The sequence below is a fragment of the Cupriavidus sp. GW823-FHT07A04 genome (assembly GCF_058794615.1).
In genome coordinates this window covers 158,168-178,521 of the sequence record NZ_JBXAHA010000012.1, presented here as the reverse complement: position 1 = coordinate 178,521, position 20,354 = coordinate 158,168, and the positions used below count along the sequence as shown (strand labels likewise).

The 20,354-nt window shown below is 59.4% G+C and carries 20 protein-coding genes and 2 pseudogenes; 15 read left to right on the top strand and 7 right to left on the bottom strand.

Annotated features, from left to right (window positions below; all coding sequences use genetic code 11):
- Positions 1 to 53 precede the first annotated feature (53 nt).
- From AC1Q7Q_RS21770 to AC1Q7Q_RS21760, 3 genes are all read left to right on the top strand, one after another.
- The gene (locus AC1Q7Q_RS21770) at positions 54 to 1,640 is read left to right on the top strand and encodes a PAS domain-containing hybrid sensor histidine kinase/response regulator (protein WP_492371015.1); all 1,587 of its coding nucleotides are present in this window, start codon (positions 54 to 56) and stop codon (positions 1,638 to 1,640) included.
- A complete protein-coding gene (locus AC1Q7Q_RS21765) occupies positions 1,637 to 2,824 on the top strand; it encodes an adenylate/guanylate cyclase domain-containing protein (protein WP_492371014.1) in 1,188 nt (395 codons plus the stop codon). Before AC1Q7Q_RS21770 ends, AC1Q7Q_RS21765 begins: the two co-directional genes overlap by 4 nt.
- A 622-nt stretch (positions 2,825 to 3,446) precedes the next feature.
- Entirely contained in the window at positions 3,447 to 4,223 is a 777-nt protein-coding gene (locus tag AC1Q7Q_RS21760; RefSeq protein ID WP_400097270.1) for a helix-turn-helix transcriptional regulator, read from the top strand.
- Positions 4,224 to 4,345: 122 nt separating this feature from the next.
- Here the strand turns inward: AC1Q7Q_RS21760 and AC1Q7Q_RS21755 are convergent, their stop codons facing one another.
- Genes AC1Q7Q_RS21755 through AC1Q7Q_RS21745 form a run of 3 tightly spaced genes read right to left on the bottom strand, consistent with a single transcriptional unit; the run spans position 4,346 to position 6,406 of the window.
- Positions 4,346 to 4,975 (bottom strand): hypothetical protein, encoded by a 630-nt coding sequence (locus AC1Q7Q_RS21755; protein WP_492371013.1) that lies wholly within the window; start codon positions 4,973 to 4,975, stop codon positions 4,346 to 4,348.
- Positions 4,976 to 5,002: 27 nt separating this feature from the next.
- Positions 5,003 to 6,148: an integrase domain-containing protein gene (locus tag AC1Q7Q_RS21750; RefSeq protein WP_492371012.1), complete on the bottom strand. Its 1,146-nt coding sequence runs from the start codon at positions 6,146 to 6,148 to the stop codon at positions 5,003 to 5,005.
- 15 nt (positions 6,149 to 6,163) lie between these two features.
- On the bottom strand, positions 6,164 to 6,406 hold the full coding sequence (locus tag AC1Q7Q_RS21745; protein WP_492371011.1) for a hypothetical protein: 243 nt from the start codon (positions 6,404 to 6,406) through the stop codon (positions 6,164 to 6,166).
- 990 nt (positions 6,407 to 7,396) lie between these two features.
- Here AC1Q7Q_RS21745 and AC1Q7Q_RS21740 point away from each other — a divergent pair.
- The 4 genes and pseudogenes from AC1Q7Q_RS21740 to AC1Q7Q_RS21725 form a co-directional block, all read left to right on the top strand.
- Positions 7,397 to 7,639: a hypothetical protein gene (locus AC1Q7Q_RS21740; protein ID WP_492371010.1), complete on the top strand. Its 243-nt coding sequence runs from the start codon at positions 7,397 to 7,399 to the stop codon at positions 7,637 to 7,639.
- Positions 7,640 to 7,651: 12 nt separating this feature from the next.
- Positions 7,652 to 8,689, top strand: coding sequence for a ParM/StbA family protein (locus tag AC1Q7Q_RS21735; protein WP_492371009.1), 1,038 nt, complete (start codon positions 7,652 to 7,654; stop codon positions 8,687 to 8,689).
- 438 nt (positions 8,690 to 9,127) lie between these two features.
- Positions 9,128 to 9,736, top strand: a complete 609-nt coding sequence (locus AC1Q7Q_RS21730; RefSeq protein ID WP_492371008.1) for a hypothetical protein — start codon at positions 9,128 to 9,130, stop codon at positions 9,734 to 9,736.
- 10 nt (positions 9,737 to 9,746) lie between these two features.
- Positions 9,747 to 10,016: pseudogene (locus AC1Q7Q_RS21725) on the top strand (type II toxin-antitoxin system RelE/ParE family toxin); the annotation flags it as partial.
- A 227-nt stretch (positions 10,017 to 10,243) separates the two neighbouring features.
- Here AC1Q7Q_RS21725 and AC1Q7Q_RS21720 read toward each other — a convergent pair.
- The gene (locus tag AC1Q7Q_RS21720) at positions 10,244 to 11,260 is read right to left on the bottom strand and encodes an RNA-guided endonuclease InsQ/TnpB family protein (protein ID WP_492371007.1); all 1,017 of its coding nucleotides are present in this window, start codon (positions 11,258 to 11,260) and stop codon (positions 10,244 to 10,246) included.
- Between the two features lie 66 nt (positions 11,261 to 11,326).
- Positions 11,327 to 11,776: an IS200/IS605 family transposase gene (tnpA, locus tag AC1Q7Q_RS21715; protein ID WP_492371006.1), complete on the bottom strand. Its 450-nt coding sequence runs from the start codon at positions 11,774 to 11,776 to the stop codon at positions 11,327 to 11,329.
- A gap of 39 nt (positions 11,777 to 11,815) precedes the next feature.
- On the opposite strand from tnpA, the gene AC1Q7Q_RS21710 reads away from it, so the two are divergent.
- Positions 11,816 to 13,093, top strand: coding sequence for an RNA-guided endonuclease InsQ/TnpB family protein (locus AC1Q7Q_RS21710; protein ID WP_492371005.1), 1,278 nt, complete (start codon positions 11,816 to 11,818; stop codon positions 13,091 to 13,093).
- 19 nt (positions 13,094 to 13,112) lie between these two features.
- Here the strand turns inward: AC1Q7Q_RS21710 and AC1Q7Q_RS21705 are convergent.
- Positions 13,113 to 13,283 (bottom strand): annotated as a pseudogene (locus AC1Q7Q_RS21705) (helix-turn-helix domain-containing protein); the annotation flags it as partial.
- Between the two features lie 98 nt (positions 13,284 to 13,381).
- Entirely contained in the window at positions 13,382 to 13,852 is a 471-nt protein-coding gene (locus AC1Q7Q_RS21700) for a lytic transglycosylase domain-containing protein (protein WP_492387210.1), read from the bottom strand.
- A gap of 908 nt (positions 13,853 to 14,760) precedes the next feature.
- On the opposite strand from AC1Q7Q_RS21700, the gene AC1Q7Q_RS21695 reads away from it, so the two are divergent.
- From AC1Q7Q_RS21695 to AC1Q7Q_RS21665, 7 genes are all read left to right on the top strand, one after another.
- Positions 14,761 to 15,765 carry a CAP domain-containing protein gene (locus AC1Q7Q_RS21695; RefSeq protein ID WP_492371003.1) on the top strand — a complete coding sequence of 335 codons (1,005 nt, stop codon included), beginning with the start codon at positions 14,761 to 14,763 and terminating at the stop codon, positions 15,763 to 15,765.
- 120 nt (positions 15,766 to 15,885) lie between these two features.
- A complete protein-coding gene (locus tag AC1Q7Q_RS21690) occupies positions 15,886 to 16,884 on the top strand; it encodes a CAP domain-containing protein (RefSeq protein WP_492371002.1) in 999 nt (332 codons plus the stop codon).
- A gap of 63 nt (positions 16,885 to 16,947) precedes the next feature.
- Positions 16,948 to 17,145: a YqaE/Pmp3 family membrane protein gene (locus AC1Q7Q_RS21685; RefSeq protein WP_492371001.1), complete on the top strand. Its 198-nt coding sequence runs from the start codon at positions 16,948 to 16,950 to the stop codon at positions 17,143 to 17,145.
- 418 nt (positions 17,146 to 17,563) lie between these two features.
- Positions 17,564 to 17,854, top strand: coding sequence for an RNA chaperone Hfq (gene hfq, locus AC1Q7Q_RS21680; RefSeq protein ID WP_492371000.1), 291 nt, complete (start codon positions 17,564 to 17,566; stop codon positions 17,852 to 17,854).
- Between the two features lie 126 nt (positions 17,855 to 17,980).
- On the top strand, positions 17,981 to 18,157 hold the full coding sequence (locus tag AC1Q7Q_RS21675) for a hypothetical protein (protein WP_492370999.1): 177 nt from the start codon (positions 17,981 to 17,983) through the stop codon (positions 18,155 to 18,157).
- A gap of 11 nt (positions 18,158 to 18,168) precedes the next feature.
- Positions 18,169 to 18,249 carry a BcsR/BcsP family cellulose biosynthesis protein gene (locus tag AC1Q7Q_RS21670; RefSeq protein WP_366942072.1) on the top strand — a complete coding sequence of 27 codons (81 nt, stop codon included), beginning with the start codon at positions 18,169 to 18,171 and terminating at the stop codon, positions 18,247 to 18,249.
- Positions 18,250 to 18,735: 486 nt separating this feature from the next.
- Entirely contained in the window at positions 18,736 to 20,274 is a 1,539-nt protein-coding gene (locus tag AC1Q7Q_RS21665) for a Fic family protein (RefSeq protein ID WP_492370998.1), read from the top strand.
- Positions 20,275 to 20,354: the final 80 nt, after the last annotated feature.

Here is a 20,354-nt window from a genome sequence, read left to right as displayed (position 1 = left end):
CGCCCCTCCGGTCGATCCGGGAACATAGTTGCCTTCAGGATCCGGGCCAGGCCATGCGAAAAGAGCATGCACATCCATCGGCAATGTTGCCAACTTCCGAGTCCCTTATTGAGGAGGGGGAGAAGTATTTCAGATTGCTCGCGGATGCCTTGCCGCATATCGTATGGACGGCAATGCCTGATGGTGGGGTCGACTTTGTAAACCGGCCGGGAGTCACCTATACAGGTATGAGCCTTGATCAGTTGGCGGGATGGGGTTGGGGTCAGGCGCTCCATCCTGATGATTTGCTGATCACCAACGATCGCGCTAGGAATGCCATAAAGAACGGCTGCGAATTCGAAATAGAATTCCGCCTGAAAAGAGCTGCCGATGGCGTCTATCGCTGGTTTCTTTGCCGTTCGAGACCTTTCAAGGACGGCAACGGAAATATCATTAAGTGGTTCGGCACCTCTACGGACATCGACGACCAGAAGCAGGCGCAGGCGGCAGCCGAAAGTGGCAACCAGGCCAAATCGGATTTTCTCTCCAGCATGAGCCATGAGTTGCGCAATCCGCTGAACGCCATTCTTGGCTTCGCGCAGCTGATGGCCTCCGAGTCCCCGGCTCCGACTGCGTCGCAGCAGACCAGCATCGACCAGATCCTGAAAGCGGGCTGGCATCTGCTGGAGCTCATAAACGAAGTGCTCGACCTGGCGAGGATCGAAGCCGGCCATGCGTCGCTGTCCCCCGAGCCGGTATCGGTCATCGACACCTTGCACGAGTGCCAGGCAATGCTTGAGCAGCAGGCCCTGAAGCGCGCCGTTCGCATGCGGTTTCCCGCCGTCGAACCACCCTGCTTCGTCCGTGCCGACCGAACCCGCCTGAAACAGATCCTCCTTAACCTGCTGTCCAATGCCATCAAGTACAACCGGGAGCAAGGCTCGGTCGATGTGCAGGTGACTACGGCGGAACATCGCGTATGCGTCAGCGTCCACGACACGGGCGCAGGGCTGACACCGGAGCGGCTCGACCAGCTATTCCAGCCATTCAATCGCCTAGGGCATGAGGCGGGCCCCGTGGAAGGCACCGGCATCGGTCTCGTGGTGGCCAGGCGGCTGGCAGAGTTGATGGGGGGAACGATCGACGTCGAAAGCACGCCCGGCGTGGGCAGCGTGTTCCGGGTCGAACTGCCCGCTGCCGCCCCGCCGGCAATGGCGGGCGAACACCCGGCGACCGCCGCGCCCGTGCGGTCGCCGGCCGAAGCCCCATCCACGATGCACACGCTGCTGTATGTGGAAGACAATCCGGCCAACCTCAGGCTCCTTGAGCAACTCGTCGCGCGCCGCACGGATGTGCATCTGTTGTCCGCGGCCACGGGGACACTCGGCGTCGAGCTCGCTCGCACTGCCCTGCCCGAGGTCATCGTAATGGACATCCATCTGCCGGACGTCAACGGCATTGAAGCCCTGGGGCGTTTGCGCGACAACCCCACGACGATGCATATCCCGGTCATCGCCCTAAGTGCCAACGCGATGCCGCGCGACATCGAACGAGGCATGAAGGCAGGATTCTTCCGGTACCTGACCAAGCCGATCAGGATCCATGAATTCATGGATGCACTGAACGCCGCGCTGGAACGACCGCGAACAGACTCGCCATGATCCAGGCAACGGACATCCTGGCTGCGAAAATCCTGGTCGTTGACGATCTGGAGGCCAACGTTCTGTTGCTCGAAGGGATGCTGCATGCCGCAGGCTACACCCGTGTCGAGTCAACCACCGATCCACGCACGGTCGGCGAGCTTCACGGCAGGAATCACTATGATCTGATCTTGCTGGATCTCCAGATGCCTGGCATGGACGGGTTCAAGGTCATGGAACACCTCAAGGCCGTTGAGCCGGACAGTTACCTACCCGTGATCGTCATCACCGCCCAGCCTGATCACAAACTGCGTGCACTGCGGGCTGGGGCGAAAGACTTCGTCAGCAAGCCGTTTGATCTCGGCGAGGTGCTGATGCGGGTGCGTAACATGCTGGAAGTGCGCCTGCTGCACAGCGAGTCCTTGCAGTACGGCAAAGAACTCGCGCACAAGGTGTGTGAACTCGAAGCCAGCAGGGACACAATCATTCGCCAGAGCGATGAACTGAGGCACCTCTACGAGAAGCTTGTTCGCGAGCAACAGGTCACCGAACGGCTGCTACTCAACGTACTGCCTTCGCCCATCGCCGAACGCCTGAAGCTTCGATCCGATCTCATCGCGGCCGGCCCGCCGAAAGTCATTGCCGACAGGTTCGAGGAAGTCTCGGTGCTGTTTGCCGACCTCGTCCAGTTCACCCGATTCTCTCCCGCCCTGAGCCCCGAAGGACTGGTGGCAGTACTCAACGAGATCTTCGCTGACTTTGACGATATCGCCGACGACCGCGGCTTAGAGAAGATCAAGACGATCGGCGACGCATATATGGCGGCGGCCGGCCTTCCAGTTCCTGCTGTCGATCACGCGGCCCGGGCCGCTCATATGGCACTGGACATGCTGGAATACCTTCGCCAGTTTAACGAGCGAAGCGGCTACGGTTTGCAGTTGCGGGTTGGCATTCACAGCGGCGCCGTCGTTGCCGGCGTGATCGGCCGACGAAAATTCATTTATGACTTGTGGGGTGAAACCGTCAATATTGCGAGCCGAATGGAGTCCCACGGTATCGCCGGCCGGGTTCAGATAACCGATGCCACGCGGCAACGGCTTGGAAAACCGTTCCTGCTGGAAGCGCGCGGGCCCATCAACGCGAAGGGTATCGGCGAGTTACGGACATGGTTCGTCGCTGGACGGACAACTGACGCCTCCCGGTAATCGTATGCTTGCCGCGACGCCACGCGGCCCCGCCGATGGTGTCGGTTCGCTTCCAGCAAAGCTGGCTCCAGGCTCACGTTTGGTTCGTGGCTTTAATGAGACCGGCTGTTGCAACTGTCGCATCGCGAGCTCGCCGAGGTGAAAAGCGATCCCGGATCGCCGGACTTTGCTCCTGCAGATCCCTTTTTGTTGTATTTTCAATACATCCATGTGGAACCTTGATTGACCGGAAGTCGGATCGCTAACTCCCAACTCAGGTGGGTCCAGAGACTCTCTCGCTGTATGCCGCAAGAGGCTTAAATGCGCGTGTCCAGGAGGCCCTCCACGCACGTGGATCGACAAATGAGAAGAAGTACTCACGTGACCCGGTGGCGCCACCCAGTTGCCGGTTTGTGCCCTGCCTGTCACTAACGTTCGGACTCCAGGCATTCGAACGCCTTCCTGATCTCCTATTCCGTCAGTTCGTTCCTTCTCTCGCGAGAAGCCCGCGTGTAGAGTCATGGCGATGCCCAAGCCGGCACGAACTCGTGCGATATCGCGATGCAAATGCCGCTGCTGTAGGGTTCACTTCGAGGAAGAGGATGGCGGGCGAACTGAATGCCGGGATAGTAGGAGAGAAGCGGTGACGGCGCTGTATTCGGACGTATATTCTCAGGTCCAGGAGCTCCAGACGACGATCAATGCGATGCACACCGAAGGCATCCGCCAGCTGTCCACCGAACCCACTCGACTTCCCACTGACACGCTAACTGGATTCCATGACCATCGGGAAGTGTGGCAGCAAGAACTTACCCGCGCCACGCTCCTCGGGCTTGGTCCTCAACACCAACACCCGGCCCAGGTGCGCGATGATTTCGAGACCCACTGCGCGCCCGGCAGGCCCGCAAGACAAGACCTGACTGAACGTCAACAGGCCGTACTCGCCCTCGTGCTGGAGGGCCTGCCAAATAAGCTTATCGCTCGCCGCCTGGGCTTGACGGTGAACACCGTCAAGGAACACGTCTCCGCCATCTTGCAGCGCCTTGGCTCGCGCACACGAACTCAGCTGCTATCTGGGATGAAGCCATTCCGTTCGCATGAGGCGCATGCCGGCGAGGCCGCCAACGCGACGAATGAACAGCCCGATGGCGCCGCGCCGAACAGCCCGCCAATCAAGCCGAAGGATCTCGGCCTCACGAGCCGCCAGGGTACAGTGCTGCTCCATTTGCTCGACGGACTGTCCAACAAGGCAATCGCACGGCACGTGGGGTTGACGGAGAACACCGTCAAGGAACATGTTTCGGCAATCCTGAACCGGCTTGGAGCACGCACTCGCATGCAGTTGATATCTCAGATGAGGCACTTCGCACCTCCGCCGGTTTCGGATCCGGATAGCGCTTATCTCGACGGCGCTGCGTAGACAATTGTCACCATGGCGGCCGCGGCTACGATAGATTGCCAAACTTGCACCGTGTATCTCCCACAAGTGCCCGTGCGACAGAAGCGGCGACCAGCGTTGGTAGTGCGGCCGCCTGGGAGAGCTCAATGGACTAGCAGCTGCGAAACTGGCAATCCCGAAGACCAATCGACCTTGCGCAGGTAGTCCGGTCTCTGACAAGCCGTCACCAGTCGCTCGATCCCTGCGGCCTCCAGCCAACAACCGAGTGCCTTCCCTAGTTCATCGAACGCCAGCGGATCGCCCGGTTCGTCGAAGCCAATCAGGCAAAATACCTGTCCCGTATCGTCGTTGTCCGCCCAGTCGATCCCATGGGCCAAAAGGCTCTGGACGGTCGACGTCACGAGCGCATCGCTGATTAGGTCGCTCAGATAGATCCCGACTGTTTCCGCCTCCTTTCTCAAGTGAGGCAACTCAAGATAGGGGTCGGCTTTGAGATAGCCCAGAATCGCCAGGGTGGCCCCGTCGCCGTCATTGTCCTGGGAGTGATCGACCACCAGCATCCCCCATTCGGTCCGGAGTGCACGCCGCGGGCGAAGCGCATCGTCCAATTGCCCAAAGTCGTCGCCGCCTTCGACGGCTGCCTTGGCCCTTGCAACGCCAATGACATATTCCGGCAACGACGTCAGCGGCCAGTTCTCCAGCGCCTCTGGGCCGATGCCCTTTGCCAGGATTCCGGCAACCTCTTCGGCCGAGTATTCGCGGTCCTCTCGCATTTCCTTCTCCAAGTTGATCGGCGACGATCAGTCGCCAGCGGGTGATTGATGGCTCGGGGCCTTCGCCAAGATGCGGTACAACGCCTGCCGTGAGATCCCCAGCTTGGCCGCGGCCGCCTTCTTCTCCTGGCCGCAGCTATCCAGCGCAGCCCTGACCTCCCCTCGTGACGGCGGTTGCCGGCGCGCCGGCGCATGCTTGCCCAGGTAAGCGTTGCTCTTCGATTCCCTGGAGTGGCCGGCGGCCTCAACAACCCGCTTCATCCCCTCACGGTGCAGGGCGTCCAAAGGCTTCGTTCCCCCCTGGATCGCGGAGAATTCCCCGGTCACGCGGTGGTACAAGCCGTTGAGATATTGGTGCCGTAAGCCGTGCGAGGTGATCTGCAGCTCGCGCTTTGTCACCCCGTGGACCCTCAAGACGTAGTCATAGTGATTGCGCCACTGGTCTAGGCTGTACTCGATAGGAATCGTGGTGCCGCTCACGCTATTGGCCATCCGACATGCATCTTCGAGCAACTTGTACTGCGCCTCGGTCTCGAGCTGCACCTTGCGTGGCCGCTTTGCTTTCGTTCCGTCGTCCACCCGCAACTGCCCATCGGCCGTTACTCGATGCGGCTTCAGCAGGAAGGACTCCTTTTTGCGAAGGCCGAAGGCGGCCTGAAACCTCAATTGCGTCGCGACGTGCCGGTCGGACTGCTCGATCTTCCGCAACAGCGCATCGACATCTACCCCACTGGCGTCCCACGTCTTCTCAACCTCAGCAAAGTACGTGCGTCGGTAGTCATCAGGACGCTCAATGTAGTCGTCAAGCTTACCGACCAGGTTGTGCTTGCCCATCCAGGCGGCAATCGTGCGCAAGTATGTCAGCTTGTTTTCCACCGTCCCGGGCGCCTGCTTCAGCTCCAGCACCCATTTGCGCACAAGGTGCTCGATGTGCTTCTGCTTCAGGTTCCACGGACTGGTCAACTTGTAGCCGTCTTCCCGCAACTCCCGGAACGAGGCCAGCAGGTTGATGACACGCCGATACTGGGTCTCGAATGACACCGGCTTGTCGCTCAACCGATTTGGGCTGCGGATCTTCTTGAGGCGGTCGCCGGCGAGCAGCTTGAAGGCGTCGATAAAGGACGGCGGCAGGCCGGATCGCTCGGCGATGGCCGCGTAGTCGATTGTGATCACGCTGGCACTCCGAGGTCAGGGCTCGACGGGCGGATCCGTGCGGTCGCTGCGGCGACGCACCTCGATCTTCGCGTCGTGAAGCTCGAGTGACAGCGCACCCAGGAGCCCAACCAACAGCAGGGCGATCGGAGCAAGCTTTCCGGTCCGGTCGGGCCAAAACAATAGGATCACCAGTATGCCAACGGCAATCACGGTGCACAGCGCCACCACCTGCTTGACCAGGTTGGTTACGTTTCCGTCCCTTTCACTGCTTGCCATCGAAAAATCCTGAGTACGCAGGCCAAGTCCGTGCCTGCGGTACCGGAGTCAGCGCCGTCCGCGCGCCGAACACCAGGCTTCCCGGCCGGGCTCCACCCAATATATTTACAACGAAACTCTGGGCGCGCCGCACCCAAATACGGTTCCAAATCCAATCACATTCGGCATCCATCCGAATGTGCCCAACAGCTCCGTCCTTTAGCGATTCCGCCGATGAGCCAAGCGCGTGGAGCAACGCAACCTGACCGTCGCAGCAACGTCTCCGTCACCGCTCCCACGCGCCCTACCGCTGGCCGTGGATTCTGATGGGCATTCTGTGCAGGCTGCCTTGGGCCTGTGTTGTCGGCTGAACCGCTGGGTGATTCCCATGCGGCCACCCCGTATGACCTCGCCATCCAGCCGCATCGCATCGGGCTTCGTGACCAGTGTCCCCGCCTCCTGGCGATCGGGATGTGTGTGTATTCGGTGTGCCGTTAGGCGTGTCCGTGTCCGGAGAAACTGTGTCTCATCCAGACGCATTTGCTAAAACAGACCGCTAAGCCGAGCGGTATCGCGTGTCCGGTGTCCTCAGTATTGGCAACCACAGGGCGCACCAGCTAATGAAAAGAAGCCAGTCACCGAAGGAATCGGACACGAATGTGCCGACCAACGACGAACTGGCTTTTTGGGAGGCACGCTTGCGCGCAACGGGCGCGAGGCAATGCCTTGATCTAGGGACTACTGCTGATGACGCTCAGCAACGTTGAATTCGGGGCCCGACGTACGTTGGGCGTACGTCAATGATCGCGCATTTCAAGTCCTTGAGGAGTTCGAAATGCCCCGCTTTTTTATGAGTAATTGCTTTTGACCAAGTGGCATCGATAGGAAAAAATATTGCTCCGAGCATGCTCCGAACATGATCACTTAATAAGCAGTTTGTACTTCATTGGACACTCCATTTTTTCTTAATTTTTAAGCATGCTCCGAGCATGCTCCGAACAAGGAGAAAGCATGAAGAAAACCGATTCGATTTGCGTCGAAATCCGCATTAGTCCAAACGATGGCCCCTTGCATAACAGGCTGAAACAGTATCCAGGCTACGCTGGCAGCCGAGAGCGCGCGCAGTACGTCAAGTCACTGCTCCTTCGCGCCTTCGAGACCCTGGAGCAAGCTCCATACAGCGCCGTTTTCCCGGCGCATTCGCCAGTTGCGGCAAGCCAAACCGCATCCAGAATCGGGAAACACGACTTTTAAGGAGAAGAGGGTATGTCGACTCACAACGGAGCCCGCTTTGCGGTAGGGATGGATGTTGGCTTTGGAAACCTGAAGACTTGCTGGGGCGACGGCGAACTGATGTACCCCGCACGCACCAAGTCAGAGGGCGCTGCGCATAGGAGAGATTCGCATCGTCTAAATCGCAAGGAACATACCCTGGACGAGATACGGGTTACCGTCGACGGGCAAACCTACCTCGTTGGCCCAGATACGCATCTCCACACCTTGGAACCGATGGTCGCGGACGATTTCTGCAACCGTCCGGAGTACAAAGCGCAGGTGATCGGCGGCCTCTATTACATGCTTCGAAAGACCGGCGTTCTTCGCCGCACTATCCCGGTTCTGGTCCTCGGTCTTCCGGTTTCGACCTTTAAGATCCACCGCGATCAGCTGCTCGATCAGTATCAGCACAAGGCACTCACCGTCCCGGTCCCGAGCTCGCTGCAGGGTACTTATGGAAAGGAGGTGATGGTCAGGGTCGAAGAGGTCAACATCCTCCCGCAACCGGTCGGCAGTCTGATCGCCTGGTCCGTGGACGAAGGACAAGATCGGAGTCGCGAGATTCAAGACGACCGCAACAACCTTACGATTGACCCTGGCGCCCGCACGTTCGATTGGTACGCCTCAAGAGGAACAAAGCCGGTCTACGACGAGTCCGGCGCAATTCCAGGTGGGGTGACATCGATCGTCTACGCGCTGGCCGACTACATGACCAAGGCGCTGGGAACCTACATTGATTATCGGACCGCCGAGATGTGCCTGTCGCGCCAGCAGTTGTCCGTTGTGGGACTAGGTAGTGTCGACATGCAGCCGTTCCATGTGCGAGCCAAGGAACTGGTCGACGAAATGGTTGACGGGTTCATGAACCGCATTAGGTCCTCTACGTTCGACAACGTGCTCCTCACCGGGGGCGGCCTGGGTCTGTTTGAGGAAGCGCTTCGCAAGCGTTTCCCGCCGGACGATATCCGCAAGGTTTCGAATCCGATCATGGCGAATGCTCGCGGCTACTACCGCTGGGGGATCTCCTGAGCAAGTGCGCGGCCGCCCCGCCAAAGCCAAGGATTCCGGCAAATAGTTGGCCAATTATTCGCCGGTATCGCCCGCGGTAGGCAAGCAGAATGCGGTTGCGCTGGCCTCGAGCAAGTTGCCCACGTGGGCAACATTTTGGTATGCTAACTCACTGATTCTATTGGGGACGAGTTTTCACAACGGCGAAAAGATTGCTCAAATTTGGCCGGTGTCAGATAGACTAGTGCGCCATTTCGCCCAGGTTTCGGTGCGCTCGGCATATTCGCGCCGGCATACACTATCTCTGTGCTGCATGCAGATTCCGGCAAATAGTTGGCCAATTTTTTGCCGGAATTCGGCTCGCCCCCAAAGGCCTAAGCGATGGGCGTATTCTCCCCGCGGAACATTCTGCGCAGCTATCGATGCCGAGACGGTGCAGTCTCGGCTTAAACTATCCAGATGCCATCGCTATTTCCCCCACCACCTCCTCCTGATCGGTACTTTACGGTCGTCCAACTGGTAGAGCGCGGTTGGAACAAGTCACTCATCCAGAGACTACTTGGCGATGCCGATGATGCCTTCCGCCTCACGGATGCAGGCCGACCGTCGCTCATCTACTGGCGCTATCGCGTCCTGCATGTTGAGGCGTCGGCTGCGTTCGCCAAAGCAAAAGAAACGGCCCGCGAGCGAGCAGCTAAAGTCGCTCCGACACTCGAGCGCAAGCGCGCTCTCATCATGGAGGTGTCGCAGCAGATCGCCATCGATGTGCCCGAGATCGCGATGCGGGAACTACTCGTTGGTCGCTCCTACTTGCTATCGGACGCCGAGGCCGCTGTAGAAGCACTGGCGCGGAGGATGCGGGTGTTCGAGTACGAGATCGACCTCTATCACTGGCACATCGGCATAAGGGAAGCGCGGAAGGCGTTGCGCCTGCGCATCCTCGCCGCTATCTCGGAGAAATACCCTGACTTGCGTGCGGCGTGTGAAGCGCGGGCGCTACTCGAGTCGGGGGCGGCCGATGGACAGCCGTTCGAGATCCAGCCGTCGGGCGAGTATCCGGCCGTCTAGCGCGCCGCCCCTGCTGGAACAATTCGGGCCTGGCCTTCGGCACCCCCATTCGAGCGGGATCCAAGGTTCAAGGCATGGCCATATGCGCGAGCTGCGCATCCAACACGAAGGCCGACCGTATCGTGTTCTCTACGCATTCGATCCACGCCGGTCGGCAATCTTGCTGCTGGGCGGCGACAAGACTGGCAACGACCGATGGTATGCGGAGAATCTTCCGCGGGCGGATGCGCTATACGACGCACATTTGGAAGAATTGCGACAGGAGAAGGGCGATGGCTAGGAAGTTCTCTGAGTTGCGGTCAAAAATGACCGTAGAGTCTCGGGCGCGATCGGACGCCAAAGCCCAGCGTTTAATTGCCGAGATGGCATTGGGAGAGTTGCGTCGTGCGCGCGGCCTATCTCAAGAAGCGCTGGCGTCCGTGTTGACATCCTCCCCGCCGTGAACGACGAGGATTCCTACTGCATCTAGGCCGCGATGGCTTCGATTGCTTCGGCGGGTTCCTGTTTCTACGGGCGGCCCGACTGCGCCATCCCTCCACAGGCAAACAAGCGCTGTCCGCGCTCTAAAACGTTGATCGCGCCGACGTGGTCGGCATTGTTCTCGTATTCGCAGGCGACACAGGCAAATAGCGCCTGTGTCTTGCGATTCTCGGCCGCGATATGGCCGCAACACGGACATGTGCGGCTCGTGTTGACCGCCGAGACCGCGACGAAGAAACCGCCGCGCCATGCCGTCTTGTATTCGAGTTGGCGTCGGAACTCGCCCCATCCCTGGTTCAGGATTGCCTTGTTAAGCCCCGATTTCGCGCGGACGTTGCGCCCCGGCGCGTCGGAGGCGCCTGCGGCCGATCGCGTCATGTTGCGCACCTGCAGGTCCTCGACGGCGATCATTGCGTGGTTTTTGCTGATCGTGTTCGATGTCTTGTGCAGGAAGTCCGAACGGGCGTTTGCGATGCGCGCGTGGATGCGCTGCACGCGCGCCTTCGCCTTCTTCCAGTTCGATGAGCCTTTGACCTTGCGCGCCATGCAGCGCTGATATTTCGCTAGGCGATGTTCGTGCTTCTTGAAGCTGGCGAGCGGTGCGACGAACGTACCATCGCTCAGCGTCGCGAAGCGGGCGACGCCGACGTCGATACCGACGGCCGGACCGTGCGGCACCGGCTGCTCGACCTCGCGCTTCGTGAGGATGGATACGTACCATTTTCCCGCGCGCAGCGAAATGGTCGCACTGCGGACCTCGCCGAGCACCAAGCGGCTGTTGCGGTAACGAAACCATCCCAGCTTCGGCAACGAAATGCGGCCGTTCTGGCGGTCGAGCTTGATTTGCTTGCGATCGGGATAGCGGAAGCTATCCGCCGACGTGCCCTCGCGCTTGAATTGGGGGAAATCCGCGCGTTTGGCAAAGAAGTTTTGGAACGCGCGATCAAGGTCAAGAATCGCCTCGTCTACCGGATGGCGCGGTGCACCGGCAAGCCACGGCGTCTCCGCGCTGTTGCGCCACTCGGTGAACAATTGCCCGCGCATTCCCCTTCCTAGTCCGGCCGGTTCGCATGCGAACCTATAGGCAAGGCCGACCGGTCAGGAGGGGGTCTAGCGGGCGGTTTTTGTTTTTGCCGCAGAATTCCTCGCATGCTCTTCGGTACCTTTGGCCTCGACATAAGCTCGCACGGTTTCCGGCGTTGCCCCGCCGACGCTGGCAACAAAATAGGCCCGATGCCAGAACAGTGGCTTCCTGTAGAACGACGCCAGGTGGTCCGCAAAGCGATTCCGCACCCGCCTGGCACTTGCGGTCTTCAGGTTGTTGATGAGCACCGATATCTCCAGCGCTGGATGGATATCGATTAGCAGGTGGACGTGGTCGGCCTCGCCACCGAATTCGACGAGGTTGCAGCGCCATGCGGCGAGGCAATCGGCAAAGGCCTCCTTGAGGTAGTCGAGCAATTCCGGCGTTAGCGTCCGTCGGCGATACGTCGTCACAAAGACGATATGTAGCTTAAGGTTAAAAACGGCATGCGAGCTCGATTTAGTTGTGTCTTCCACAGATGCGCCTTAATCGTTATTCATGCTATCGTGGCATCTATGGAGCGCCGCAAAGTCACCTTCAAACTGTATCCCAACGCTCGCGAAGCCGAACAGCTTGCGACGTGGGTGCGCTTGCACTGCGAACTCTATAACGCGGCACTCGAAGAGCGCATCGACGCGTATCGCAAAGCCGGGAAGTCCATCGGCTATTACGACCAGCAGAACGTGCTTCCCGCGGTCAAGGCGGATCGTCCCGAGTTCGTCGAGCTCGGTAGTCACGCCCTGCAGGAAACGCTTCGCAAGCTTGATCGTGCGTTCCAGGCTTTCTTTCGTCGGGTCAAAGCTGGGCAGACGCCAGGGTTCCCTCGCTTCAAAGCGAGCGCCCGATTCTCGGGCTTCTGCTATCCCGACCCGGCCGGCTGGAAGCTGATGCAGCACGGGGGCCGAGGCACCACGTTGCGCCTTGGAAGCGGCAAGGCCGCCATGTCGATACGCGCACGCGGCCAGCATCGATTCGGCGATGATGCCAAGCCAAACGATCTGACGATCACGCGCAAGAATGGAGCGTGGCATGCATCGGTTACGCTGCGCGTCCCCGAACTGGCCTGTGCGCGCGCTCGCGTGAGCGACGAGCACCGCGGCGTGGACTTCGGCGTGAGTAACTGGGCCACGTTCGACAACGGCGAGACGGTTGCGAATCCGCGATTCCTGCGCCGGGAGTTGCCACGCCTGGCGGCCCTGCAGCGGCAGCGGGCAAAGAAAAGGAAGGGCTCGTTGCGCTATAAGCGCCTGAGCAGGCAAGCGGCGAAGTTGCATGAGTGTATTGGCAACCTGCGCAAGGAATTCCTGCATCAGCAAACGTCCCGCATGGTGTCGACCTGCGCGATGCTCGCGACCGAGGAACTCAAGACCAAGAATATGAGCCGGTCGGCCAAAGGCACGCAGGAACAGCCTGGCCGGCGGGTGAGGCAAAAGGCGGGCCTGAACCGGGAGATCCTCTCGGTCGGGCTTGCCATGGCGCATCAAATGCTCGCGTACAAAGCGGTAGAAGCTGGTACGCGCCTGCATGTGTCGAACACGCGCCAACTCAAACCGTCGCAGCGTTGCGCGCATTGCTGGGAAATCGTTCCCAAGCCCCTCGCGCAACGCATGCATCAATGCGCGCACTGCGGGCACACGATGCAGCGCGACCAGAACAGCGCGTCGGTTGTTCTCATCGATGCGCACACGCCTGGAACGGGCGTGGCGGCGAGACCGAAACCGCTGGCTCGGCAACGAGCCAAGTCAAAGTCTGTGACCCGCGAAACCCCCGCTACAACGTCGACAGACGTTTAGCGGCGGGAGAGTTCATGCACTTCTTCATCGCAAACTTGCAGATGAATTTTCCGCCCGCCGCGTAGTTTTCCTTCTGCAACGCCAGCGCCTTGTTATAGACGAACCGGCACGCGCCGGCGAACTGACGCATCTTGCGCGCCTGTTCGCCGGTCGGCATGAGTTCGAATTTAAAGGATTGGAAACGTTGCATAAAATCATGTTACCAGCAGCTTTCACGCGTGCAAGGACGGCTACGCTGTCCGCGCTATCCTTCCTCCCCCTGAAGGGGGAGGGTTGCCGCGCACTTGCTCAGCGCGCCGCTCCAGTCCAACTCTCGACTGCGGCCTTAACCTTTGGCCAGTAGGCATCTCTATACTCCGGCGTTTCTGAGTGGTAGGCGCCAACGGCCAGCCAAGAGTTGCCGTAGCGGTCTATCTTCTTCCGGTAGAGATAGGCCGCCACCATGACGTTCGTGCAGGGCACCATGAGCTGTGCCGGCGCAATTCCGAACCGCTTGAGCTCGCCCAGGTGCACGCTGTTAATCTGCATCGCGCCGTAATCGATCGAGCCGTCCGTGTTCCGGCTTACGCTGTCGGCGCGAAAGCCGGATTCGACAAAGGCTATGCCGCGCAGAACATATGGATTGACGCCGTAGCGCGCGGCTGCCTCGTCGAAGCAAAAGGCTTGGGCCGGCCCAGCCGCAACGAGGGATAGCGACGCAACCAGCTTCAACCAAAGCGGGGCGGGACGTCGTGGCCTGACGCCCATCAGTTCGGACAAATCTGATAGGTCACGCCGCCCCAGGCCGATGCGTAGGGTCCTCCATCGTTCCATGCGCCCCATTGGGTTGCCACCCCGCCCGGACGGAAACCCCGCGCGGCCATCACCGAGACCATCGCGTTATACATCGATCCCCCTGGGGAGAGCTCCGAATAATTGGGCCAATCCGCTCGCCCTGCAATAGTCGCAATTACGATTTGGTCGCCACCCCACGCGTATCGCACAGTTACCGACGCCGGCTCCGACGAAAAGTCTGAAGCCCATCCGACGATACTAATGTACTGGTTGCCCGAGTAGTAGCACGCCGGCGGCGGTGGCGGTGGGATATAAGCGGTGTAGCACGTCCCTACCCCGGGAACCCAGGTGGAGCCGCCGCCTTGGTTCGTGGCATATAGGCCATGGTTGCCGCAGTTGTCGGGGGGCGGAGGGACAGGCTTCGGGAAACACCTCATTATTCCATTTGGCGCGAGTCGCCATTCGTCGCCGGGTCTGCAGTCAGCGACAGTGAATGGCACTTCCGGAAGGGTAATCAGCTCAGCTCGCGCGTAACCAATGCTCGATATTGCGGCGGCTGCCACGAGTCCAAAATGCGCTAGACGATGGGACATTAGAACTCCGGGATGTTCGATGATGATCGAAGATAGCAGCTCTCGCGCTACGCTCCTGACTTGCCAGTATGCGGACGAAAGATTGGTCTTCAGAGGACGAATGGAGAGCCTTTAACGTGCGGATTCCATCGCTATGCTCAGTTGCGTAACCCGAATCTCTGCTTTACCCCTCTCATGTAGGGAATTAGCCAATCCATTAAGACAAATTATCGTCGCGTGCTACAGTTGCGCAGAAGAAAATTCGCGATAAATTGAGGTCGTGCCCTAAAGCACGAACCCCATTCCTGAGGTCAATTAATCATGAAGAAAACCATCGTATTTCTACTGGTTCTATCCACCTTTGCTGCGCTGTCCGGGTGCGGCGGCGGTGGCGGCGATAACACAGCTAGCAACGGTAGCCAAGCGGCTACACCGTCGACACCAACCACGCCAACGACGCCGGTAGTGACGACGGACTCCACAATCGTCGCGACTGCGCCGGCCGGCACCTATTCGGACGCCGATAAGCTGGCTGCGTATAACTATCTGAACGCGCAGCGGGTCACGTGCGGCTTTGGGGCGCTGGCACAGAATGCGGCTCTGGATAAGTCCGCGCAATCTCATGCCGAGTATGTTGCGACGAACGTGGATGCGGGCCGCGCAGATGCCTACGGTCATACTGAAACCGGGGCCTACACGGGATTCACCGGTGTCACGCCACTGGATCGAGCCAATTTTCGTGGGTACGGCGGGATTCTTGTCGGGGAGGACTTAACGGCCGACGTTACAGCAAATGCCGCAATCCAGAACTTCCTTGGCGCAACGTATCATGCAGTCGGCGCATTGCGCAGCGATCGAGAGGTCGGGATTGGGACAGCAATGAGCTCGACGTGGAATCTCCCAGTCGTTGCCTTGAATTTTGGCCTTCGCTCGGCCGCTGACGAACAGCTTTTGGATTCGAAGATCGTTGCTACCTATCCTTGCGACGGGCAGATCGGCGTAACTAAAGAACACATCGGGGAGACCCCGAGCCCAATTCCAGGCCGCGATTTCTCAAAGAATCAGCCCGGTCGGGTGCTTGTCGCGATGGTTCGAGTTGGCCAAACGCTGACAGTATCTGACTTTTCGATCGCACCTGCGGGGGGCACAGCCCTCAAGGCAATCCTCCTCACGAACGCGACGGACCCGAACAAGATGCTGTCCAGCAACGTCGCAGCACTGATCCCCGATGCTCCGCTTGCGGCCAAGACGACCTACACGGCGAAGCTGGTTGGCACGAACAACGGCCAGCCGATCAATAAGACCTGGAGCTTCACGACGCAGTGAGCGATGGTTCCGCATTTTGGAAGGCCCGCTTCGGCGGGTTTCTTCATTCCGGCCGCGGATCGCGATGCACCAATTATTCAAATAACGAACTTGATATGCGCTTTGCGCAGAATCTTTGTCATGAGAAAGTCGATCGTATATCTGTTCATGCTGACCGCGCTGTCGGGATGCGGTAGCAGCGGCGGTGTATCCCGCGGGCTAGTCGCTGGGAGCCCGGCTTCCCCGGACGGAACCTCGTCAGCATCCATCGGTTCTACGCTTTCCGATGCGACCATCCTCGCTTCCGCGCCTGAGGCATCCTACGCCGACTCCGATTTGCGGGCCGCGTATGACTACCTAAACTCTCTGCGCGTGCAATGCGGCTTCGGCGCGCGTATCCAGAGTGTTGCGTTGGACAAGGCAGCGCAGGCCCACGCCGAGTTTATCGCTGCCAATCTGGACGTTGGCCGTTCGGATGCCTATGGGCATACTGAGAATCCGTTATATCCCGGTTACACAGGCACCCTCCCGCTCGACCGAGCCAACTCGTACTCATATGGCGGCATTGGCGTCGGTGAGAATTTGGCCGCCGAACCCTCTGCGCTGCAGGCCGCACAGGTCCTGACTTCGGTCACCTACCACACGGTTGGGACGCTAGGCTTCGATCGCGAGATTGGGATCGGGAGATCCGAGCGAACGACGACCCTCGGTGTGCCGATCACCGTTCTCAAGGTTGGCTTCCGCTCGGCTTCCGATGTCCAATATTTGGATTCCAGGACTGTTGCGACTTTCCCATGCGACGGCCAGACTGGCGTCACGACGACCCATGGCGACGAAACGCCCAGCCCGCTGCCTGGCCGAAGTTTGTCGATCGATCCCGCTGGCCGAGTGATTGTCGCAGTCGTCCGTGTCCATCAAAATCTGTCCGTGTCCGAGTTCACAATCGCGCCAAGCGGCGGGGGACCGCTCAAGGCAACGCTGCTCACGAGCGCATCGGACCCAAATAGGCTCTTGCCGAGCAACGTCGCCGCGCTGATTCCAGATGCCCCTTTGGAAACGAGGACGATATATACGGCAAAGCTGGTTGGCACGAACAACGGCCGGCCCGTCACCAAGATCTGGAGCTTCGCCACCCAGTGAGCGGCGGTGCTTTGGATGGCCCGCTTCGGCGAGTCTTTACGACCAACTATAGGAGCTTTCGAGATGCGCTTACTAATTGCCCTAATCCTGCCATGGCTCACCTTCTTCACCATCGGCCGGCCATTCGCGGGGATCATCTGCCTGATCTTGCAGCTCACGCTGCTCGGCTGGATCCCCGCGACGATCTGGGCCGTGTATTCGCTCAGCCAGTACAAGACGGACCAGAAAATCCAGAAGACATTAGGCCAGAAAGGTATTTGAGAGCGATGTAAAAGCCCGCGCTGTTGCGACAGCCAGTGCGCATACTTGATGATCGGAGCTCAATGTTGTGTCGTGACGGTCTCGGATTCCGTCTAAGCTTTGGATGCGTAGCGTGTTATTACAACTGGGCGGTTGGTTACTCGCGACGCAGTGAAACCTTTCGTCATGGTCCCAGGCCCGCTTCGGCGGGCCTTTTCTTTTGTGCGCCAAGGATTGCATTGCCCAACACGAACAGAGTACATCTTTTTTGTGCTGGAAATATACAGAAAACGCGGTGTATTAATCCCCCAATAAGTGGGAATATAAGACCCATCAGATCGCCTATGCTAGATTCGTCGCTAGGCTCCCCGTCTCGGTCGACGCTCTCGTTAAGTCGCCGATCCCGGCGACTTTTTTTCGTCAGTCATCCCAGCCTCAAATGCAACGTGTCGCCCTCGGTCCGCAAGACTGGCTCCTCAATGCCGCGCGCAAGGAGCGAAGGCGTGTGCAGGTCTATCTGGTATCCGGTGCCAGGTTGCTTGGCACGATCAAGTCGTTCGACAACTTGGTCGTGCTGCTTAACACAAATGGCGTCATGCACGCGATCTACAAGCACGCGATCACGTCCGTCCAGTTGGACGACCCTGGCGGTCTGGCGCGCAAGAGATCCGAAAGCGATCCCAAGGCACCGGTCGTGGTCGTGCGAAAGCACCGTCCGACACGGGACTGACGGCTGACCCGCAGAAAATCTCGATTGCGCAGAATTTATGATTTATGCGCGCCTTTTGAAGCTGTGCCGCTTGCAAGGCCTTGCGCTGCGGACGATAGTTTCCGTTCGCTCCCCAGCAAGATCGACATGCAGCCAGATAACCAGCCGGTCCGAATTTCGCTCGAGGAACTGAGGTCGTTCGCCTCAGTGCTAACCGATCTGTCTCTGCTTAAACACGCGACCTTGCGGGTGATCGCCGAACAAGAGGATCGTCGGCGCCGCCACGAGGCGAAGGCGGTTGAGCAGCTCATGCAGCACGACTAGCACGCCAGCTCGTGCGCGAGAAATCGGCTAGGCAGGCCCGCGAGCGCTGGCCGCTGTTGGCCTCATGCGAGCGAATCGCTGGGACGAGGTAGCACGGGTTCTGCGCGGCGGCGCCCGTGTACCGGATGTGCCCGCCTCGCACGTGCCCTCATGGCGAGCGCAGAGCAGCCGGCCTGCCGCGGTCGCGCTACATCGGCAGCCGTCGCCGGCACCCGTCCCGACGGCCGAGCCGCATGTAGCACCATCCCAGCCGCCCCGCTTTCCCGCAGCCCCGAAGGTTGCCCCGCCGGTGCGCCGCGTCCAACCGAGTTGGCGACCGTCTTTGCCCGCCTGGACGGTCGCGAGAGGCCGTCGGGCATCCCTGCGCAGGCACCGGGCCGCAACTCCTTCCTCGACAGGTTGAGACGCTCCTGAGGCAATCTAGACATAATTTACGTGTTGCAGCGTGACATAATATACTTGTTACAGAAATTCATAGAATACTTGTGCTAACATCACAGAAAATACGTGCACAACCAAAACATAAAATACTTGCAAAAACAGGTCGGTAGTCTTATAGGGCACTTTTAGGGTGAAAAATGGCAACTTCGCCGGCAGCACGGCAACTTAGCGAGGCACTTGCGGCGCTTAAAGCGCTTCAAGACAAGGGATCCTCCGTCTTCCAGACTGACGAATTCTCTCGGCGCCACCGCGAATCCCTCCAGAAGGCTGGCTTCATACAGCCAGTCATCAAAGGCTGGTACATGGCGAGCCGGCCCGAAGAAAAACCCGGAGATACGACCCCCTGGTATGCGGCAATGGATAGTTTTCTAGCAGCATACGCAACCCACCGCTTTGGCAACAACTGGCACGCCTCCCCGGACCTCTCTATCTTGCTACACGCGGGAACAACGGTGTTGCCCAAGCAATTCGTCATCCACAGCCTTACGGGCAGTAACAACAACATCCAGCTGCCGGATGGGTATTCACTCTTCGACCTAAGGGTGAAGGCGATGCCGTCAGTCGATGAGCTAACCAAGGTCCGTGGCATCTCCGTTTTGAGGCTACCCACAGCTCTCAGCCGGGTCGAGCAACCGTTTTATCGAAGCTATCCGCGCGATGCGCAAATCGCGCTCGCTCAGATACCGGACGCATCAGAACTCAACCGAGTGCTTCTCGATGAAGGGCGAAGCCATTTCGCGGGACGCTTGGCGGGCGCGTTTCGAGCCATAGGGCACCAGGATATTGCGGACGACGTGTTGGGCGTGATGCAGGCGGCTGGCTATACAGCGCCGGAGGTAAACCCCTTCGAGTTTGTGCATACCATCTTGTCCGAGGATGCGGCGGGGCCAGCGGCCCTGCGGGTGCGGCTCATGTGGGCGGATATGCGAGAGCGGGTGCTGGAAATTTTCCCGCCGGAGCCTGGATTGCCTGCTGACGTGGCCGGTTATTTGAGTGCCGTGGAGGATGTCTACAAGACGGACGCATACCACTCATTGTCAATCGAGGGCTACAAGGTCTCCGACGCGCTGATCACCAAAGTGGCGAACGGTGATTGGCACCCCAAGGAATCCCAATCCGACAAGGACGCCAAGAACGCGATGGCGGCGCGAGGCTATTGGCTCGCGCACATCGAAGTGAAGAGAACCATCGAAAAGATCCTGACCGGCGCAAATGCTGGCCAAGCATATCAGGCCGACCATGCACAATGGTACCGTCAGCTATTCGCTCCAAGCGTCGATGCCGGGATTCTGACCCCGGCGGATCTTGCCGGCTACCGCGGGCACCAGGTATATATCAGAAACGCGAAGCACGTCCCCCCACCCAAGGAAGCCGTGCGGCAGATGATGCCTGAGCTGATGAAGCAGCTTCGGGCCGAACCGAGCGCTGCTGTCCGGGCGGTGCTCGGCCACTTCATTTTCGTGTTCATCCATCCCTATATGGATGGCAACGGGCGCCTAGGCCGATTCTTGATGAACGCGATGTTCGGGTCGGGAGGCTATCCCTGGACGATCATCCAGCTTCCGCGCCGCGCGGAATACATGGAGGCGCTCAATGCCGCCAGCTTCGACGGCGACATACGGCCGTTTGCTGAGTTCGTCCGCTCTTCCATGGAGAACCCTCCAGCTGGTATCTGAGCTTGGCCAACACTGCTCGACCGAAAGAAAGTACAGACCTTCTCGGCAAGAAAAAGCCCGCATGCGGGCTTTTCTTCGAT

Coding starts and splice junctions, on each gene's coding strand:
- AC1Q7Q_RS21770 (WP_492371015.1), top strand. CDS start 54: ATGCGAAAAGAGCATGCACATCCATCGGCAATGTTGCCAACTTCCGAG.
- AC1Q7Q_RS21765 (WP_492371014.1), top strand. CDS start 1,637: ATGATCCAGGCAACGGACATCCTGGCTGCGAAAATCCTGGTCGTTGAC.
- AC1Q7Q_RS21755 (WP_492371013.1), bottom strand. CDS start 4,975: ATGCGAGAGGACCGCGAATACTCGGCCGAAGAGGTTGCCGGAATCCTG.
- AC1Q7Q_RS21745 (WP_492371011.1), bottom strand. CDS start 6,406: ATGGCAAGCAGTGAAAGGGACGGAAACGTAACCAACCTGGTCAAGCAG.
- AC1Q7Q_RS21740 (WP_492371010.1), top strand. CDS start 7,397: ATGAAGAAAACCGATTCGATTTGCGTCGAAATCCGCATTAGTCCAAAC.
- AC1Q7Q_RS21735 (WP_492371009.1), top strand. CDS start 7,652: ATGTCGACTCACAACGGAGCCCGCTTTGCGGTAGGGATGGATGTTGGC.
- AC1Q7Q_RS21730 (WP_492371008.1), top strand. CDS start 9,128: ATGCCATCGCTATTTCCCCCACCACCTCCTCCTGATCGGTACTTTACG.
- AC1Q7Q_RS21720 (WP_492371007.1), bottom strand. CDS start 11,260: ATGCGCGGGCAATTGTTCACCGAGTGGCGCAACAGCGCGGAGACGCCG.
- AC1Q7Q_RS21710 (WP_492371005.1), top strand. CDS start 11,816: ATGGAGCGCCGCAAAGTCACCTTCAAACTGTATCCCAACGCTCGCGAA.
- AC1Q7Q_RS21695 (WP_492371003.1), top strand. CDS start 14,761: ATGAAGAAAACCATCGTATTTCTACTGGTTCTATCCACCTTTGCTGCG.
- AC1Q7Q_RS21690 (WP_492371002.1), top strand. CDS start 15,886: ATGAGAAAGTCGATCGTATATCTGTTCATGCTGACCGCGCTGTCGGGA.
- AC1Q7Q_RS21685 (WP_492371001.1), top strand. CDS start 16,948: ATGCGCTTACTAATTGCCCTAATCCTGCCATGGCTCACCTTCTTCACC.
- hfq (WP_492371000.1), top strand. CDS start 17,564: ATGCAACGTGTCGCCCTCGGTCCGCAAGACTGGCTCCTCAATGCCGCG.
- AC1Q7Q_RS21675 (WP_492370999.1), top strand. CDS start 17,981: ATGCAGCCAGATAACCAGCCGGTCCGAATTTCGCTCGAGGAACTGAGG.
- AC1Q7Q_RS21665 (WP_492370998.1), top strand. CDS start 18,736: ATGGCAACTTCGCCGGCAGCACGGCAACTTAGCGAGGCACTTGCGGCG.